13 protein-coding genes and 2 rRNA genes are annotated in these 17945 nt (G+C 56.1%); 13 read left to right on the top strand and 2 right to left on the bottom strand.

All coding sequences use genetic code 11. From position 1 onward, the window contains the following. Together FYJ63_RS09175 and rrf are read left to right on the top strand one after the other, a co-directional pair. Nucleotides 1–498: ribosomal RNA gene (locus tag FYJ63_RS09175) — 23S ribosomal RNA — on the top strand; the annotation flags it as partial. Nucleotides 499–675: 177 nt separating this feature from the next. Further along, nucleotides 676–792: ribosomal RNA gene (gene rrf / locus FYJ63_RS09170) — 5S ribosomal RNA — on the top strand. 389 nt (nt 793–1181) lie between these two features. Here rrf and FYJ63_RS09165 read toward each other — a convergent pair. After that, a complete protein-coding gene (locus FYJ63_RS09165) occupies nt 1182–2981 on the bottom strand; it encodes an AMP-dependent synthetase/ligase (RefSeq protein ID WP_154545970.1) in 1800 nt (599 codons plus the stop codon). A 206-nt stretch (nt 2982–3187) separates the two neighbouring features. On the opposite strand from FYJ63_RS09165, the gene FYJ63_RS09160 reads away from it, so the two are divergent. After that, nucleotides 3188–4549, top strand: coding sequence for a hypothetical protein (locus tag FYJ63_RS09160; protein WP_154545968.1), 1362 nt, complete (start codon nt 3188–3190; stop codon nt 4547–4549). Between the two features lie 81 nt (nt 4550–4630). Here the strand turns inward: FYJ63_RS09160 and glnA are convergent, their stop codons facing one another. Beyond that, entirely contained in the window at nt 4631–6052 is a 1422-nt protein-coding gene (gene glnA / locus FYJ63_RS09155; protein ID WP_154545966.1) for a type I glutamate--ammonia ligase, read from the bottom strand. A 288-nt stretch (nt 6053–6340) separates the two neighbouring features. Here glnA and FYJ63_RS09150 point away from each other — a divergent pair, with 288 nt between their 5' ends. The 10 genes from FYJ63_RS09150 (at nt 6341) to FYJ63_RS09105 (ending at nt 17931) form a co-directional block, all read left to right on the top strand. Beyond that, entirely contained in the window at nt 6341–7459 is a 1119-nt protein-coding gene (locus FYJ63_RS09150; RefSeq protein ID WP_154545964.1) for a thiamine ABC transporter substrate-binding protein, read from the top strand. Between the two features lie 216 nt (nt 7460–7675). Then, entirely contained in the window at nt 7676–9604 is a 1929-nt protein-coding gene (locus FYJ63_RS09145; RefSeq protein WP_154545962.1) for an ABC transporter permease, read from the top strand. Continuing rightward, entirely contained in the window at nt 9597–10337 is a 741-nt protein-coding gene (locus FYJ63_RS09140) for an ABC transporter ATP-binding protein (RefSeq protein ID WP_154545960.1), read from the top strand. The genes FYJ63_RS09145 and FYJ63_RS09140 overlap by 8 nt, the downstream gene beginning before the upstream one ends. Nucleotides 10338–10404: 67 nt before the next feature. Next, a complete protein-coding gene (locus FYJ63_RS09135; protein ID WP_154545990.1) occupies nt 10405–10593 on the top strand; it encodes a hypothetical protein in 189 nt (62 codons plus the stop codon). Continuing rightward, nucleotides 10577–10966 carry a hypothetical protein gene (locus FYJ63_RS09130; RefSeq protein WP_154545958.1) on the top strand — a complete coding sequence of 130 codons (390 nt, stop codon included), beginning with the start codon at nt 10577–10579 and terminating at the stop codon, nt 10964–10966. The genes FYJ63_RS09135 and FYJ63_RS09130 overlap by 17 nt, the downstream gene beginning before the upstream one ends. Nucleotides 10967–11065: 99 nt before the next feature. Continuing rightward, complete coding sequence (locus FYJ63_RS09125) at nt 11066–16123, top strand: DEAD/DEAH box helicase (protein WP_154545956.1); 5058 nt, start codon at nt 11066–11068, stop codon at nt 16121–16123. A 70-nt stretch (nt 16124–16193) separates the two neighbouring features. After that, nucleotides 16194–16517, top strand: a complete 324-nt coding sequence (locus FYJ63_RS09120; protein WP_154545954.1) for a helix-turn-helix domain-containing protein — start codon at nt 16194–16196, stop codon at nt 16515–16517. Further along, nucleotides 16514–17119, top strand: coding sequence for an ImmA/IrrE family metallo-endopeptidase (locus tag FYJ63_RS11245; protein WP_229770101.1), 606 nt, complete (start codon nt 16514–16516; stop codon nt 17117–17119). The genes FYJ63_RS09120 and FYJ63_RS11245 overlap by 4 nt, the downstream gene beginning before the upstream one ends. Nucleotides 17120–17203: 84 nt before the next feature. Then, nucleotides 17204–17578: a polymorphic toxin type 50 domain-containing protein gene (locus FYJ63_RS09110; protein WP_154545952.1), complete on the top strand. Its 375-nt coding sequence runs from the start codon at nt 17204–17206 to the stop codon at nt 17576–17578. Further along, complete coding sequence (locus tag FYJ63_RS09105) at nt 17575–17931, top strand: hypothetical protein (RefSeq protein ID WP_154545950.1); 357 nt, start codon at nt 17575–17577, stop codon at nt 17929–17931. Before FYJ63_RS09110 ends, FYJ63_RS09105 begins: the two co-directional genes overlap by 4 nt. Nucleotides 17932–17945: the final 14 nt, after the last annotated feature.

The following is a 17945-nucleotide window of genomic DNA, read 5'->3' as shown; positions in this document are numbered from 1 at the left end:
TGGCTTGAGGAAGCGTGGTCGCTCAACGGATAAAAGGTACCCCGGGGATAACAGGCTGATCTTGCCCAAGAGTCCATATCGACGGCATGGTTTGGCACCTCGATGTCGGCTCGTCGCATCCTGGGGCCGGAGTAGGTCCCAAGGGTTGGGCTGTTCGCCCATTAAAGCGGTACGCGAGCTGGGTTCAGAACGTCGTGAGACAGTTCGGTCCCTATCCGCTGCGCGCGTTGGAGTCTTGAGGAGGCCTGTCCCTAGTACGAGAGGACCGGGACGGACGAACCTCTGGTGTGCCAGTTGTTCTGCCAAGAGCATGGCTGGTTTGCTACGTTCGGGAGGGATAACCGCTGAAAGCATCTAAGCGGGAAGCCTGCTCCAAGACCAGGACTCCATCACATTTTGTGGTGAGGCCCCCTGTAGACTACGGGGTTGATAGGCCGGGCGTGGAAGCACCGTGAGGTGTGGAGCTTACCGGTACTAATCGGCCGAGAACAACACAAACAAACACCCACCACGCGACTTGTCGTGGACGGGGAACAACAATGAAACGAGACATTGCGAAACCTGCTTGTCGCAGATACTCGCTACCGCTATACGAAAACAAACCAACCAGCCAAAGTATACGGCTGGGTTGCTCAACTCAAACTAAATATTGATGGTTTGACGGCCCGCTTTTGTGGCGGCGGTCATAGCAGCAGGGAAACGCCCGGTCCCATCCCGAACCCGGAAGCTAAGCCTGCCCGCGCCGATGGTACTGCACACGCCGGTGTGTGGGAGAGTAGGAAACCGCCGCACTAAAACTTTTACTGTGACGCCCCAGGAACCCTCCTGGGGCGTCACACGTTTTAACCCACTAACCCAGGGGAGAACTGCTTGAAAACGACTATGCAGGGGGAAACTGATAAAAGCGGCTACGCCGTCGGGGTCGCACCCTTCCGGTTCCGTTCCTTTCGGTCACTACACCGGAGAGGTGCGACCCGCTCCGGCTCCGCCTGACCCGCCGGCTGCGACTGACCCGCCGGCTGCGACTGACCCGCCGGCTGCGACTGACCCGCCGGCTGCGACTGACCCGCCGGCTGCGACTGACCCGCCGGCTGCGACCGACCCGCCGGCTGCGCCTGACCCGCCGGCTGCGCCTGACCCGCCGGCTGCGCCTGACCCGCCGGCTGCGCCTGACCCGCCGGCTATTTCTCGTAGATGGAATCGATTTCGCGAGCGTATTTTTTCAAGACAAGGTCGCGGCGAACCTTTAGTGACGGAGTTAACAACCCGTTGTCCACAGTAAAGTCACTCACAATCACTCGCACCTTGCGGATGGACTCGGCGCGAGAAACTGCCTCCGAAGCGCGGGCTGCTCCCCGCATCAGCGATTCCTGCACAGCCGGGTGAACGGCTGCCGCCGCCGCGTCCATCGGTGGCAACTTGTGGTTCGCTAACCAAGTCGGCAACATCTCGCGATCCAGAGTCACCAGAGCCGAAACGAAGGGACGTTTATCCCCGATGACGACCACGTTGGAAACCAGAGGATGACCACGGAATGCGTCTTCCAGTGGAGCCGGAGAAACGTTCTTACCCGAGGCCGTCACAATCAGTTCCTTCTTCCGACCAGTAATGGTGAGAAAACCGTCATTGTCGATTTCTCCCAAATCTCCAGTAGCAAACCATCCCTCTTTATCAAGAGCCTCGGCAGTGGCCGTCGGATTGTGCCGATAACCGCGCATGACGAGATCGGAGCGCACAAAAATTTCACCGGCTTCATCGGTCTTAATCTCCACTCCTGGCAAGGGGCGTCCGACTGACGGTATCCGCACCTCTGGCACGTTACCGGTGACCGGCCCGGCTGTCTCAGTCAACCCCCAGCCCTCAATCACATTGAGGCTTATCCCGCGATAGAAATGACCGAGCCGCGCCCCCAAAGGCGCCCCACCACTGATGACATACTTACAATCTTTGCCAAGAATCTCGTGAATTTTCGAAAACACCAGGCGATCGGCCCACGCGTGTTGGCGCTTCAGTCTCCAGCCAGGGCCTTTGGGGTCATCAAGGGCCTGTGAATAGCGAATCGCCTGGTTCACCGCCCAAGAAAACACGGTGTGTTTCAAACCTTTGCCGGCTTTCACCTGGGCGGCAGTATAAATCTTTTCCAACACCCGCGGCACCACTGTCATCGCGGTGGGTTTGAAGTTCTGCAAATCGCTCAACAGATTCTTCACATTTGGGATGCAGGCCAGCATTCCCCGCCCCGAGAGAACCGTAAAAGAAGCAAAACGGGCGAAAACGTGAGCCAGTGGCAAGAGCAGCAGAAACCTGGTGCGTTTATTATCGATGACCTCGGGTAGTGCATCGCCAATCATCAAGGCCATATAGCAAAAATTGCGTTGCGTCAGTTCCACGCCCTTCGGCTTTCCAGTGGTTCCGGAAGTGTAAACCACTGAGAGCAGGGAATCGAGATTCACGTTTGCCAGACGATCTTTCACTTCCTGCTTGGATACTCCCGCCCCGAGAAGGCGAATCTGGTCCAGGGCGCCGTCCTCCATTGCAAAAACTCCCAGGTCAACCTGACGCCCAGTGGATTCCACCAGCCGCTGCTGGGTGGCGGTGTCGGTGATCACAAGTCGAGAACCGGTATCTTCCAAGATCCAATCGACTTGGCTGGCAGCATCGGTTTCATAAATCGGCACCACGGTCAGTCCCGCTGATTGCCCCGCATAGTCAACGAGAACCCAATCATAGGAGGTCCCCGCCATGATGGCGATGCAATCCCCGGGATTGAGCCCCATACCGATGAATCCGCGCGCCAAATCAATAATCTGGGTAGCCAAGGTGGAAGCCGTAATCTCCTCCCAGCCTTGTTCAAAGGGTTTTGGACGCATCATGACCACGGCATGAGGGGTTCGCCTCGCTCGGGCAAAGAACAGAGCTGGAATGGAGTCAGTCTCCTCAAGATGAATCTGAGGTGAAGTTGAATAATAGTTGAGCGTCAAAATAACCTCCCGAGAAATACTCTTATGATTATTGCAAAAATGCTTGAAGAGCGGAAAATCAACCTGAAATTTGGTGAAATCACGCCTTAATTCATCCGATTCGGCCAATAAACATTCATAATAGTAGAAGAATTGCCGATTTTATTGGTGAACCTTACAGTCAAGTCAAACTAGCACATTGTGGAGTGAAAACGGGGGAGGGATCCATGAGTATTCCAGCAGTGGGACCCTCCTTGCCGTCTTTAAACACCGCCGCGGCGGCTGCCAAAGCGGCGCAAGTGGCCACCCAGAATGTGCAAAATGCCCAGAGTAATGTCAATGCGGCTGCCGCAAATATGGGGGCACAGACCCAGGCAGCCACTACCGCGAGTGGAACCCCACTCGCTCCGAACTCGGCGGCGGCGGGAATGATGGCAGCGGGTTTGCAATCGGCGCAATCCACCGCGGGGGCGGCAGCCAAACCTGCCCCCGCCACCCCTGGAGGTTCGATGCTCGCTACCCAGCTTCTTCCCAACACTGCCGCTGCCTCTGCGCGGCTTGATACCGCGCTGTCTTCGTCAGGATCTTGGCAAGGCATGGCTGCTCAAAGTCAGCAAGGAGCCGGCTCCACCGGAGCTATGGCGCGGATGCTGCAATCTTTTTCCCAATCCACGGTGGCACCGGGGACGGGAACCGTGAACACTTCTTCGGGACAGGGCCAAATTATTCCTCCGGGGCAAGGCGGGGCGCTGTTTGCTGCAGCACAGGCTGGAGGCGCGACTGTTGCCGGTCAAGGCGCCGCCGCTGCTCAAACTGCCGCAGGTACTGCCGGAGGGCAAGCGGCGGGTCAGCCCGCGGGGGCGGCCCCGAACGCGGCGGCTACGGCTGCCAATATTGCGAGCCATGCCCAGGCCGCTACCAGCGCCGCGACCGATGGGGCGGCGAACCAGACTGCGGGGGCTAATCAGCCGGCTGCCGGTGCCGCCACCTTGCGCGCTGAGGGGGCGCAACAAAATGCTGCCGGCGCGGCGGCGACCGCCGGAAAGTCGGCTCCTCCTGGAACCCCGGTGCCTCTTGGTGACCCCACCGCGGCGGTTCGCCCTGAAACGGCGGCGCGCCAGCAGGTGCAAGCCGCCCAGCAAGCTGCTGCCCAACAGGCCCAGTCAGCTCCCGCTGTGGAGGGGAAGTCACAACCAGCGGGAACCAACCCGCGCGCCCAAACCGCCGGACCGGACGCCTCCATGGTGGCGGGAGTCCCCACCCCCCTGACGCCCCAAGATCCGGCTCCGAAAGCCGGTCAACTCGGGATTGGCCCCAGTCAAGGCGAGGATCCGATTGTGATGAGCCAGGCCGCTGCGGCTTCGGGTTTTGCCGCGAAACTTCAACAATCCTTGAATCTGAACCTCGGAATCCCGGGGCTCACTCCCGCCAATATGATTAGCGCCGTGGGGTTGCTGATTTTGGGACTGGTGATTCTGCGGATTTTCGTCAACGGAGTCTCCGCCAATGATGTCGTGGCCTTGAGTTTCGCTGCGATTATCGGGGTGATGTTGATGGTGGCACCTTGGGCGATGAAGCCCAAGAAGTGACCGATTTGATTACGCCGTTGGGTCTGACCCGCCGGCTTCGTTTTATGCCGGAGAGGTCTGATCCGCCGGCTGAGCCTCGTTTTAGCAGTTGTAGTACATCTCGAACTCGAAGGGGTGCGGGTGGATGAAGAGCTGCTGGACTTCATCGGCGCGCTTCTGGGAGATCCAGGTCTCGAGGAGATCTGTCGTGAAGACATCTCCTTCAGTGAGGAACTCGTTGTCCTCTTCCAGAGCTTTGAGCGCCAAATCCAAAGACGGCGGCAATTTTTCAATGTCGCGGTATTCCTCGGGTGGGAGCTCGTAGAGATCCTTGTCGATGGGATCGGCGGGTTCGATGCGGTTCCTGACCCCGTCGAGGCCCGCCATCAAGATCGCGGGGAACGCCAAATACGGGTTCGCCGACGGGTCGGGGACACGGTACTCGATGCGTTTGGCCTTTGGTGAAGTCCCCGTAATCGGAATCCGTAGGCAGGCGCTGCGGTTTCGCGCGGAATAAACCAAGTTCACCGGCGCCTCGAAACCGGGCACCAAACGCCGGTAGGAGTTGATGGAGGGATTCGTGAACGGCAAGATGGCGGCCGCGTGACGCAACACCCCGCCGATGAACCAGCGAGCCATGTCGCTCAAACCGCCGTAGCCGGACTCGCCGTAGAACAGGGGATCCCCGTCTTTCCACAGCGAAACATGGCAGTGCATTCCCGAGCCAGCCTGGCCACACAGCGGCTTCGGCATGAAAGTCACGGTCTTACCGAGCTCGATAGCTTTGTTCTTCACAATGTATTTAAACACGGTGAGGTTATCGGCGGCGTGGAGCAAAGTTGAGTAGGTGTAGTTGATTTCTTGTTGACCGGCCGAGCCAACCTCGTGGTGGGCGCGCTCAATCTCGAAGCCGGTTTCTTGGAGGGCCCGAACAATGGCGTCGCGGATGTCGGCGTTCTTATCCATCGGGGAAACCGGAGCATACCCTTGTTGAAAAGGAATTTTATCCCCCAGGTTGTGCCCTTCCTCATAGTCTCCGGCGGTCCAAGACGCTTCATCGGAAATGATTTTCACGAAGGTGTCGTGGGGATCGGCGCGATACTGGATGGAATCAAAGAGGTAAAACTCCGGTTCGGGAGCTAAGAAACAGGTATCGGCAATCCCCGTGGATTTAAGATAAGCCTCGGCTTTTTGGCACACGCCGCGAGGGTCGCGACTGAAGGGCTCGTTGGTGAAGGGGTCAACGATGGAAGAGTACAGCACCAGGGTCGGCTCTTTGCGGAACGGGTCAACAAAGGCGGCCGTTGGGTCGGGTATGAGTTTCATATCCGACTCGTGAACTTCCGTGAAGCCCTTGATGGATGACCCATCGAACATCATTCCGTTTTCGAGAGTGTCTTCCAGCATATTGGTCGGAATCGTCATGTGCTGCATCGTTCCGTAAAGGTCGGAAAAACGCACATCGATGAAACGGATGTTTTTTTCTTTCACGAAATTAATAACTTGGCTTGAATTGCTAAACATTTATGCCTCCTGCAAGGTAAAAGAATTACAGCATTATTGTTAGAGATTTTACCGATTGGGGACTTTGCTCTCCAAATCGGGCTCCGAGTAACGTCCCAGCCAGTAGCGGGTTATACTAGGAAAACGACAGGGGAGCGAAATTCGCTGAGAGTGTCGGTAGCGGCTTTGAGACGCTGCGGGCAGACCCTCGAACCTGGGCGGATAATGCCGCCAAGGAAGTCGAGTCGATCTCGAGAACGCATCTAAACCGCGGTCTTTTCCCCCGCTCTGGAAATAAGGAGCAGATTTATGTTTGAAAACTTGGGGTTGTCTAAAGGACGCTCCCGCCACGTTGGCGCGGGGTTAGTTACCGGCGGCATTGTTTTGAGTGCCGCTTTGGCCTTGGCCGGATGTACCTCATCCACACCGGCAAGTAAAACTGCGTCCCCCTCCGCCAGCGAGGGGAGCAGCAACGGCACCGTGACGCTGGTGGCCTACGACTCTTTCCCGTTGAGTGACGAAACCAAAGCGGCTTTCGAAAAAGAATCCGGCTATAAACTCAATGTCGTCAAGAGCGGCGACGGGGTGGAGATGACCAACAAGGTCGTCTTGACCAAGGACGCTCCGCTCGGGGATGCGGTTTTCGGAATGGATAACAACACGGCTCAAGATGCCGTGAAAGCCGGCGCTCTAGCCGATTTCAGCGAGAAACTTGCGCCGAGCGTGGAGAAAATCCGCGGGGAAGAGAAGCAACTCGTGCCCGTGGACCAGGGCGAAGTTTGCGTGAACTATGACATTGCCTATTTCAAGGACAAGGGGCTGAACCCACCGGCGAGTTTTGATGACTTGGCAGCCGCGCCCTACAAGGGCCTGACCGTGGTCGAGTCCCCCCAGACTTCCACTCCCGGACTGGCTTTCATGCTCGCAACGGTGAATGCGAAGGGCGAAGCCGGTTGGCAAGAATACTGGAAGTCATTAAAGGCCAACGGCGTGAAAGTTGTGGATTCTTGGGACACGGCCTTCAATGCCGACTTCACTGCGGGCGGTAACGAAAACAAGTCGGCAGCCTTCCCGATTATGGTTTCCTACGCATCCTCTCCGGCTTGGGCCGTAAACGAAGCGGGAGATGCGTCTACTATCGGCAATGTGCCGGCGACCTGCTACAGCCAGACCGAATATGCCGCGGTGCTTGCCAACGCGAAGAATCCCGAAGGGGCTGCGGCTTTGGTGAAGTTCTTGACCGAGGAAACCGCCCAGAAGGATCTCACAGAAAACAACTACATGTATCCGGTGTTGGATTCCGTGACACTGCCCGAGCCCTTGGCGAAATTCGGGGCTCCCTCCGGACAGGCGCAGTCTTTGGATCCGGTGAAGGTGAGCGAAAACCGCGAAAATTGGGTTCGTTCTTGGACCGAGATTATGGGCTAGGAGCGGTGGGATAAAACCGGGTGTTTATAGTCGGTGTCTTGTCTGTAACCCGTGCGATTTCGGCATTCAGTGGAAATAGCGGCAGCGATGGCCAAAATCGCACGGGTTACAGAGACCACCGGTGGTATTAATCCGGAAAATCCATGAATTTCTAGTCCAGCAGAACTTGGAGCCCCCTCCAGGGGCTGTTATTGGGTGAGAAATAGGAAAATCAACATGAAGTCGGAGAAAACAGTCCCCAGGATTCTGTTGGCGCTGGCTGTGGCCGTGCCGCTGGGATTCTGGGGACTGTTTTTTCTCCTTCCGACTGTGAAGTTGATTTGGCTCGGGATTAGCGGGGGAGTCTTGCCCGGTTCGCTGAGTTTCGGGGAAGCCTGGCGGGAAATTCTCGGGAGGGGACGCACCTGGTCAGTGTTGTTTTGGACCCTCGCGATGGGGCTGGCCGGAACAATGTTTTCGGTGGTGCTTGGAGTCGCGGGCGCATGGGTTCTCTACGGTTTGCGGTTGCCGGGGCGACGTGTGTTTCGGGCTTTGCTCGGGGTGCCGTTTGTTTTGCCTTCCGTGGTCGTGGGGGTGGCTTTCCAAAATCTCCTGGCTGCCTCGGGACCTTTGGGATTCCTGGGGCTCGAAGGCACCCGCACGGCGATTGTTCTCGGGATGGTGTTTTTCAACTTTTCCCTGGTGGCGCGCGTGGTCGGCAATGCCTGGGTTCGCCTCGACCCGCGGGTCGTGTGGGCGGCTCGGGTTCTCGGAGCCACGCCGGCGCGGGCATTTCTGACGGTGACTTTACCGCGGTTGTTGCCCTCCATCCTGGCTGCTGGCTCCCTGGTATTTTTGTATTGCATCACCTCCTACGGGCTGGTGAGGGTTCTCGGGGGAGTGAAAGTTACGACTCTCGAGGTGGAAATCTATCTTGAAACCGCGGCCTATTTGAACCTTCCCGGGGCGGCCGTTTTGTCCATCATCCAGATTCTGATTGTCTTGGTGGCGCTCGGGATAAACTCGCTGGCGCGGGCTCGTTTCGAGCGCGCCGCCGGTGAACTTCGCGAGGTGGCGCCACGGGCGATTGGCCGCGAAGACTGGGTGGCTCTGGTGTTGTTTGGCTTCGGATTTTTGCTTGTTGTGGTGCCGTTGGCGGGGCTCGTGGTGGCGTCGCTGAGGCGGGGAGGCGAGTGGACCTTAGATAACTTCGCTGCTCTGGGACGGCCCGGATTGGTGGCGAGCCTTCCCGGGACGGCCTTGGAGGCGGCAGGGTATTCGCTCTTGGTCGGGTTGATTTCAACGTTGATTACTTTGGCTATGGGCTTGTCGGTGGCGGTAGTTTTATCGCGGCGAGTCCACTCCCCGCTTTGGCGTCGCACTCAAGAATTCCTAGATGTCTTGATGGCTTCCCCCCAAGGAGTGAGCGCCGTCACCGTCGGATTCGGGATGTTGATAACTTTGCAAGCACCACCGTTTTCGATGAGCGCCAATGCGTTTTTCTTGGGCGGGGTGGCTTCGATTGTGGCTCTGCCACTGGTGTTGCGCTCTGTTTTGCCGACAATGCGAGCGATTCGACCGCGGATGCTCGACGCGGCGGCGACTTTGGGAGCCTCGCCTTTGCGGGTGTTCTGGACTTTAGAGTTTCCGGTGTTGTTTCGGGTCAGCGGGGTCGGGGCAGGTTTCGCTTTCGCGATTGCGCTAGGTGAATTCGGGGCCACAAGCTTCTTGGCGAGACCTTTGAGTCCGACCTTGCCGGTGGCGATTTTCGCGCTGTCTTCGAAGCCGGAGATTGTTGCTCAAGGCGCGTCGTCGGCGGCTTCGGTGTTATTGGCAGGGCTTTGCGCGCTGGCGATGTTCCTCGCGGAGAGTGTATCTGGCGGGGTCTCGCTACGCCACCTGGGTCAGGCCACTTCCGGCTACGCTGCGCTACGCCGTCAGGTACCGACCCGGTGGCTACTCTCGAGCAAAGTCGACGGGTCGGAGCGGAGCCAGCGAAGCCTGCGGGTCGGTTTTCCTGGGGCGCGAAGCCTGCGGGTCGGTTTTCCTGGGGCGCGAAGCCTGCGGGTCAGACCTCTCTGGTGTAATGAGCGAAGCGAGTGTAACCAGAAGGGTCTGACCCCAAGGCGTAGCGACCAAATCTTTAAGGAGTCAACAAATGGTTAAAGGCCTCGAAATCAAAGGCGTAAGTTTCGCCTATCCTCCCGCCTCCCGCGCATTGGCTCCGGTTCCGGTTTTGGATTCAGTAAACCTCTCTCTCGAGCCGGGATCCGTCACCGTCCTGCTGGGTCCCTCCGGTTGCGGGAAGTCGACATTGCTCCAGGTCATCAGCGGGCTTCTTTGCCCCACCACCGGAACCCTCACCTGGGACGGCGAAGATCTCTCAGGAGTCCCGGTCCACCGGAGGGGCTTCGCGATGCTTTTCCAAGACGGGGAACTCTTCTCCGGTCGGAACGTGGGCCGCAATGTCGCTTATGGGCTAGAGATGTTGCGCCCGAAACCGTCTCGGGTTAAGCGGGAGGCCCGCGTCGCGGAAATGTTGGAACTCGTTCACCTGGAAGGATTCGAGAACCGCGAGGTGGGGACACTCTCCGGGGGACAGGCTGGTCGCGTGGCGCTGGCCCGCGCTCTCGCTCCGGCGCCGCGGCTCTTGCTCCTGGATGAGCCTTTATCAGCCCTTGATGAACAGTTGAAATACGAACTCGCCGCCGACATCCGCGACATTCTCCGCGCGGAAGGCACGACGGCGCTCTATGTCACCCACGACCAGGCCGAGGCCGAGCTCGTCGCTGACACTGTTGGGGTGATGGACAAAGGCAAAATCCTCGCGCGGGGGCAGCTCGCTGATCTCCGCGCGAATCCGCCCACCCCCGAAATCGCCAAGTTCCTCCGGGTGTAATCAGTATAGTGGCCATTTACAGATTGGTTTAGTCGCTCTATACTAAATAGTGCGAAGAAATGACCTCTTGAAACGACTGCGTAAAATCGCGAGTGAAAAGGGGCTGACCTTTGAGCTTGTCGAGGGTGGTAATCACACCAAGGTGAGGATTGGCGGGAGGACTTTGATTGTCCCCAGACATACGGAAATCAACGAGATGACTGCTCGAGGTATTTTGAAAGATGCGGAAAAGGAAAGTAGTGAGAGTGATGATTGATGTGAAGTTGAACCGTTCGGGCAAATGGTGGGCCGCTGAGGTTCCGGTAGGGGATCGCACTTTTTACACCCAGGGTCGCGATCTGGCCGAGGTAAAGATGATGGCCGAGGACGTGTTGAAGATGTGCGCCGAGGATGAGACCTTGCCAAACCCGGAATCTATGGAGGTAAACCTGGTTCTTCCGCGTGCTTTCGCTGCCGATATTGCCGCGTATCGCAGCGACCAGGAGGCGGCACAGGTGGCGGCCGAGAAGTCGCGAAAAACTCAGTCGACGCTGGTGGTGCGACTCCGTGGTGAAGGCGTGAAGGTTGCTGATATCGCGGCCATGCTCGGCATCACCAAGGGACGTGTTTCCCAACTCGCCAAGGCATAACTTTTGGCATAGCGAATACCAAACCAAACCCGCGAGTTCCCCGCCGCGCCGCACCGGCGTTGCTAGGATTGGAACAGTCGATTCGAAGGGGAAACACCGATGCCTGAGGCGAATTTTTCCATTGATTCCGCGCGTTCCATGGCCGAGAATGCTCGCGCTCTTGAGGAACTGCTCACAAGATACAGCGCCGAGAGCGACTCGAGTCGCATGAAGGGAAGCCTCCTCGAGCAGCTCACTAAGGCTTTCCTCGAGCGCGACAATGTTTATCGTGAGCGTTTCGCCAAGGTGTTTTACTGGAACGAATGGCCCGGCAGGGATGACAGGAAAGACCATGGCATTGACCTGGTCGCGATTCCGAGCGTTTCCATGCCGGAAAACGGCGAGGTCACCAAGGACACTCCGGCGGTTGCAATTCAATGCAAGTTTTATGCCGAAGGCACCAAAATCAAGAAGGAGAACATCGATTCCTTCCTGGCTGCTTCCTCCAAGCGGGTTTTCGTGGAGCGCCTTTTCATTGATACTACCGAGGGGGAATGGTCGGAGGAAGCCGAGGCAGAAATCCTTGACACGAACCCGCCCTTGACCCGCATCGATATGGAGCGCCTTAGGGCCTCAAACGTTGACTGGTCGACTTTCATTGTTGATTCGGACACGCCCCCGGAAACTCGCCCGCGCAAGACCCCGCGCGACCACCAGGTTCGCGCCATCACCGACGTGATGGAGGGTTTCAAAACCCATGACCGGGGAAAGCTCGTCATGGCCTGTGGAACCGGGAAAACCTTCACTTCCCTTCAAATCGCCGAGCGTTTCGCCAAGGATCGAGAGGAAAACGCCCGCGTGTTGTTCATGGTGCCATCCCTGGCCCTAATGAGCCAGACGATGCTCGAATGGGCGCTCGAGTGCCAGCTCAAGTTCACGCCGTGGAGTGTGTGTTCCGACACAGAAGTGGGTCGCAAAAAGAAGAACCCCGACGACCTGGTAAGTTATTCCGCGGTGGATCTCCCGATTCCACCAACGACCGACCCGGAAAAGCTTGCCACTTCACTCACCTCGCGCCCCCTCGAGGGTCTCCAGGTCGTTTTCGCCACCTACCAGTCGATCGACGTGGTTCACCAGGCCCAAGAGCTGGCGGGCTCCCAGTTGTCTGATTTTGACTTGATTATCTGTGACGAGGCCCACCGCACGACCGGCAAGACCCTGGCGGGGGAAGACAAGTCGGCTTTCGTCCGGATTCACGACAACGCCTATATCCGCGCTGACAAGCGGCTCTATATGACGGCGACGCCGAAAATCTATAACGACAGCGCCAAGAACATGGCGAAGGAAAAAGACGTGGTTTTGGTCTCGATGGACGATGAAGCCATCTTTGGGCCAGTGTTTCATCGCCTCGGTTTTGGCGCGGCGGTGGATCAAGGGCTGCTCACGGATTACAAGGTCGTGGTCCTTGCCGTCCCGGAAGACCAGGTCCAGCCGATTTATCAAGATATGTCGCAGCTCGCGGAGTTACCCCTCACGGATACGGCGAAACTCGTAGGATGTTGGAACGCGCTGGCCAAGCGAAAGAACGGCTTCACGGACGTGTCATACGGCAACGACACCGAGCCGATTCGCCGGGCGGTGGCTTTCGCCAAGGACATCAAGACTTCCAAGCGCATCACGAATGATTTCCCGCAACTGGCCAACACTTTCCTTCGTGACCTCACGAATGAGGACCTCACCGATAACCTCACGGTGCATTGCCGCCACGTTGACGGTTCCATGAACGCAATCAAGCGCGACACCGAGTTGAACTGGTTGAAAGACCCGCCGAAGGATGAGACCCCGGGGAACCCGGTGTGCCATATCTTGACCAACGCGCGCTGTCTTTCGGAGGGCGTGGACGTGCCAACTATGGACGCGGTGTTGTTCTTGAACCCGCGCAAATCGCGGGTGGATGTGATTCAGGCCGTGGGTCGCGTGATGCGCCGCGCGGAGGGCAAAGAGTTTGGCTATATTATCCTGCCTGTGGCGGTGCCGATTGGCGAGGACCCGAAGACAGCCCTCGACAAGAACGAGCGTTTCCAGGTCGTCTGGCAGGTGCTTTCCGCGATTCGCGCCCACGATGACCGTTTCGACAACACCATCAACTCCATCGAACTCAACAAGGAATATCCCGAAAACATCCTCATCGACGTGGTGGATTTGCATCCCCAGAAATCGCAGCCTCTTCTGGAGGGCGCGGCCGGTGGCGGGGATGAACCGCCCGGTGATGACGGTGGCGCTGGTGGCCCCGATGGTTCCGGCGTGGGCGTGCAGGGTGTCTTGCCGTTGATTTACAACGCCGCGGAGTTCAAAGAGGCGATTTTCTCGAAAATCGTCAAGAAGGTCGGCAACCGGCTCTACTGGGACGACTGGTCCAAGGACATTGCCACAATCGCCACGAACTATATTGAGCTCATCGAGGGCCTCTTGGAAACCACGAATATCCAAGACGAATTCGCCGCTTTCGTGGAGTCACTCCAGGCGACACTCAATCCCAACATTGATGCCCGTCAGGCCGTCGAGATGCTCGCCCAGCACCTCATCACCAAGCCGCTTTTCGACGCCATGTTCCCCGATTCGGATTTCACCGCCCAGAACCCGGTAAGCCGTGCCATGCAGGGGATTTTGACGAAACTTGGCGAGTGGACGATGTTTGATAAGGAGCGCGAGGGGCTGGCGGAGTTCTATGAGACGATGACCGGGAAAATCCGCTCGATTGACAATATCGCCGGCAAGCAAGAGATTATGCGAACGCTCTATGACCGCTTCTTCACCAAGGCTTTCAAGGGGATGTCGGATCGGCTCGGGATCGTGTTCACCCCGACTCCGGTAGTGGATTACATTTTGCGCTCGGCCGACGCGGCGCTTCGGGAACACTTCGGCAAGACCCTGTCCGACCGGGGCGTTTCTCTCGTGGAGCCGTTCCTGGGCACGGGGACATTTGTGACTCGCTTGTTGCAATCGGGTTTGATTCGCCCCGATGACCTCGAGTTTAAGTACCGGAACGAGATTTTCGCCAACGAGATCGTGTTGCTGTCTTACTACATTGCGTCGATCAATATTGAGCAGGTTTTCCACGAGGTCAGGGCTTCCCAGGGCTTTTCCGAGGGCTACGTGGAGTTCCCAGGAATCAGCCTCACCGACACGTTCCAGATGCACGAGTCGGATGACAAAATCGACGCCGATGCCGGGATCTTTGAGGCGAACCTCGCGCGGGCCCAGCGACAGAAGGAAACGCCGATACGGGTGGTGGTGATGAATCCGCCGTATTCGGCCGGGCAATCTTCGGCGAATGACAATAACCAAAACCTCAAGTATCCGCGTCTCGATAAGCGCATCGAGGACACCTATGTGGCGCGGTCGACCGGCACTAATAAGAACAGCCTCTATGATTCTTATTTCCGGGCCTTGCGTTGGGCGACAGACCGCATTGGCGAGGAAGGCGTGATTGCCTTTGTCTCCAACAGCAGTTTCATTGATGGAAACACCGCCGATGGGGTGCGTTTGACTTGGCAGGAGGAGTTCTCGGACATCTATATTTATAACCTGAAGGGCAATCAGCGCACCCAAGGGGAACGTTCCCGTCAAGAAGGCGGCAAGATTTTTGGCAGTGGCTCGCGCACCGGAGTGGCCATTACTGTCCTGGTGAAAACCAAGGGACACGAAGGCGCGGCCAATATCCACTATGCCGAGGTGGATGATTACCTCGCCCGCCAGGAAAAGCTCGATGTTTTGGACGCGGAAAAAGACATCACCGGCACCACGTTCAGTCAAATTACCCCCAATGAGTTTGGAGATTGGCTGGCCCAGCGCGATGCGCACTACCTCGAATATCAGGCTCTCGGCGACAAGAAAACCAAAGGCAAAGACAATACCCCGGCAATGTTCCGGTTATATTCCGCTGGTTTACAGACAAATCGCGATGCGTGGTGTTATAACTTCTTGCGCGATGCAGTGGCGAACAATATGTCGCGCATGATTGAAAACTACAACCAACAGGTTGATGAGGGTAACCAGGACTTTGATGCCACCAAAGTCTCCTGGTCAAGTTCCTTGGAAACGCATTTCAAGAATGGGCGCAAGTTTGCTTTCAAACCGGAAGAATTACAGACATCGATTTACCGACCGTTCTGTAAAGAAGCGGTGTACTTTGACCAACAACTCAATCACCGCCCTTATCAGTTGCCCCAGATTTTCCCGACCCCGGAGCAGTCGAATCTGGCGTTTGCTATTGACCAAGACAGCGTAAAAGAAGGTGCCGGCCTGATTCTCGATAAACTTCCTGACCTTCACGTTGTCGGAACCTCGCAAATCTTCCCCCTCTACACTTGGGAACCTCTGGCGGTGAAAACCAGTGAGGGGACCCTGTTTGATAACCTCGAGGAAGTGTCCCCGGAACCCACCCCGGAAAGTTTCTCCGGGCGTTTCGACTTTGACCGGCCCATAGCCTCCCAAGTGCCGAAAGTCATCGGCGGTTATAAGCGCCGCGACAATATCACTGACGCGACCCTCGCCGCTTACCGGGAACACTACAAAGACCCGAAGCTTTCGAAAGAAGAGATTTTCTTCTATGTTTACGCCCTGTTACACCACGGCGAATACCGCGAGAAATACGAGGCGGACCTCAAGAAAATGCTGCCGCGCATTCCCAAGGTCGCGGACTTCCGCGCCTATGCCCTTACCGGGAGGGAACTCGCCGACCTGCACGTGAACTATGAAACCCTTGAGGCCTACCCGGGCGTGAAGCCCAATTGGGCCACCGGCACGCCGACTGATCCCTGGCAAAAGTATCACGTGGAGAAACTTGCCTGGGCCAAACGCCCGGGCGAGGACGGCAAGAAAGTCAACGACTATTCGCGGCTGAAATACAACGATTGGCTCACGTTTACCGGCATTCCGGAACTCGCGAATGACTACAAGGTCGGTGGGCGCTCCCCGCTGGAGTGGATGGTGGACCGCTACCGCATCACGACCGATAAGGCCAGCGGCATTGTGAACGACCCCAATGATTACTGCCGCGAGGTAGGCGACGCGGCCTATATCGCCGCCCTCGTCCCGCGCCTCGTCACGGTCTCGATGCGCATCTTGGACCTGGTAGCCGCCCTCCCGGAACTCGCCATCGAAGACGAAGGATAATCTGGAAGAATTTTGCGACACGCCGAGACAACCAAAAAAGAAAGACTTACCGAAATGATAATTTCGTATCATGACAAATAATTCTTTTTCCGAACGTCTCCGGTCAATTATGTCTGATAGGGGTATGAGTCAAAGGGAGCTTGCCGCCCAAATTGGGGTTACCGAAGCGGCAATGAGTCGGTATTTGAAGGGGGAGAGAGAACCGCATCTTGTAACCGCTAACCGGATCGCTCAAGAACTTGGTGTCACTCTGCAATGGCTTGTAGGTGGGGTGCGGGTTTCTGAGGTGCCTACTGGCGAAGTTCTTGTTGACCTGGTGGCTAGAAACGGCAAGTTATTGAGTAAAGAACAAAAAGTCGAAATTGTGCGGGTTCTCATGGGGGTGTCTGAATGATTCAACTTTCGAGCAAAAGGTACGAAGAAATCAAGGTTGTCGTCGCTGATGTTGTCGAGGATTACGGTTTGGGCTATCCGCTAGATCCTTGGGAACTGGCAGGTAAATTGGGGGTCGATGTCTATCGCTACAATCCAGACAAGGTTTCCCCCTGGTTGCAACCGTCGTGTGGCGACGGTGGAGGTTACACGGTAAAGATTTCCCTTCCTGTGGGCTACGCCTGGATGGTATTTCTCAAAGGTAGCGACAGTAGGGAACGCCTAACATTCACGCTTGCCCATGAGTTGGGACATATCATCCTCAACCACTCCTGCAGTAATGAGTCCTATGTGCGAGAAGAACAGGAAGCTAATTTCTTTGCCAGTTACCTCCTTATGCCCGATATTATTGCCAGAATTTTATTTTCTCCAGTCAGTCCCCAGGATGTGATGGGCTTCTGTGGGGTTACCGCTTCTTGTGCTTGGGAAATGTGTCGTCGTATTAATCGCGTATATAAAGGGAAATATGAGATTAAAGACTACGAATTCCGTATTATTGAAGCTTTCTTTATTCAGGAGAATCTCAAAGCAAAAAATAGATTGGATTTAAGGGAAATATCGTAGTACTGTTTTCTTATTCCTGAACCCCGCCAAGAGTCGCAGGAATCTAACTAGTAAGTCTGAAAGCTACTTAAGGAAGGTGAATTGATGGGAAAAGGTTTCAGTGAAGACTATGACACCACGCCGCCCGGAATCCACATAACCAGTAAAGGTTTTACCACTAAGATAAATCGCGACAAGCAGATGCGACACTATCAACCTGAAGCTGATAAGACGGGTCGTTCTTTCTTGTTTATCACAATAGAGCACGCGCAAGAACTCATCAACGAGTATGCTGACCAAGGAACATGGAAAGGTAACAACAATGAGGTCGTAAATTTTGGAGAGTTCATTGGTTACTGGGTCGATATAAACACTGGGGAGGAAAAATTGACTATGTTCGGAATGATTAGATATTCAAAAACAGGGACACATCTTGTTCCTGCAGCACCAGATGGCAATTACCCGAAGGAAGAAAAATGATGTTCAATGAGCTAGAGAAAACTACCACGCTGATTTTGTCAAGCTATGTTCATAAACACAAGAATAGTACCTATCTTTTCGTTTTCTCTGAAGGTGACAAGTATGAAGGTAAATGGGTCACTGATTATGAAAGCGATAACGAAGGAGTTGACGGGACTGAGTTTCAAGGTCCTGGATACATCGAATTTAACGCCATGGGATTCGATGTGACAAAGGTTATAAATCCAGGAAGATGGAACGTGAACAATTATCTTGAAATCGGATACTGGAATTTCCCAACCCGAATCGTTGATTTGACTGAGAATGTTACTGTTTATGACGGAAACGTTTCAGAAGAAGCCCGCGGTGATTAAACTATGCGGCGCTG

Source organism: Mobiluncus porci (genome assembly GCF_009695935.1).
Classification (GTDB): domain Bacteria; phylum Actinomycetota; class Actinomycetes; order Actinomycetales; family Actinomycetaceae; genus Mobiluncus; species Mobiluncus porci.
The sequence above is the reverse complement of the archived record's forward strand: the minus strand, read 5'-3'. Positions and strand labels throughout refer to the sequence as shown.

Excerpts from the sequence above, each read along its gene's own strand:
- FYJ63_RS09140 (WP_154545960.1), top strand. The coding sequence starts at position 9,597 with ATGGTTAAAGGCCTCGAAATCAAAGGCGTAAGTTTCGCCTATCCTCCC.
- FYJ63_RS11245 (WP_229770101.1), top strand. The coding sequence starts at position 16,514 with ATGATTCAACTTTCGAGCAAAAGGTACGAAGAAATCAAGGTTGTCGTC.
- FYJ63_RS09120 (WP_154545954.1), top strand. The coding sequence starts at position 16,194 with ATGACAAATAATTCTTTTTCCGAACGTCTCCGGTCAATTATGTCTGAT.
- FYJ63_RS09160 (WP_154545968.1), top strand. The coding sequence starts at position 3,188 with ATGAGTATTCCAGCAGTGGGACCCTCCTTGCCGTCTTTAAACACCGCC.
- FYJ63_RS09145 (WP_154545962.1), top strand. The coding sequence starts at position 7,676 with ATGAAGTCGGAGAAAACAGTCCCCAGGATTCTGTTGGCGCTGGCTGTG.
- FYJ63_RS09125 (WP_154545956.1), top strand. The coding sequence starts at position 11,066 with ATGCCTGAGGCGAATTTTTCCATTGATTCCGCGCGTTCCATGGCCGAG.
- glnA (WP_154545966.1), bottom strand. The coding sequence starts at position 6,052 with ATGTTTAGCAATTCAAGCCAAGTTATTAATTTCGTGAAAGAAAAAAAC.
- FYJ63_RS09150 (WP_154545964.1), top strand. The coding sequence starts at position 6,341 with ATGTTTGAAAACTTGGGGTTGTCTAAAGGACGCTCCCGCCACGTTGGC.
- FYJ63_RS09110 (WP_154545952.1), top strand. The coding sequence starts at position 17,204 with ATGGGAAAAGGTTTCAGTGAAGACTATGACACCACGCCGCCCGGAATC.
- FYJ63_RS09105 (WP_154545950.1), top strand. The coding sequence starts at position 17,575 with ATGATGTTCAATGAGCTAGAGAAAACTACCACGCTGATTTTGTCAAGC.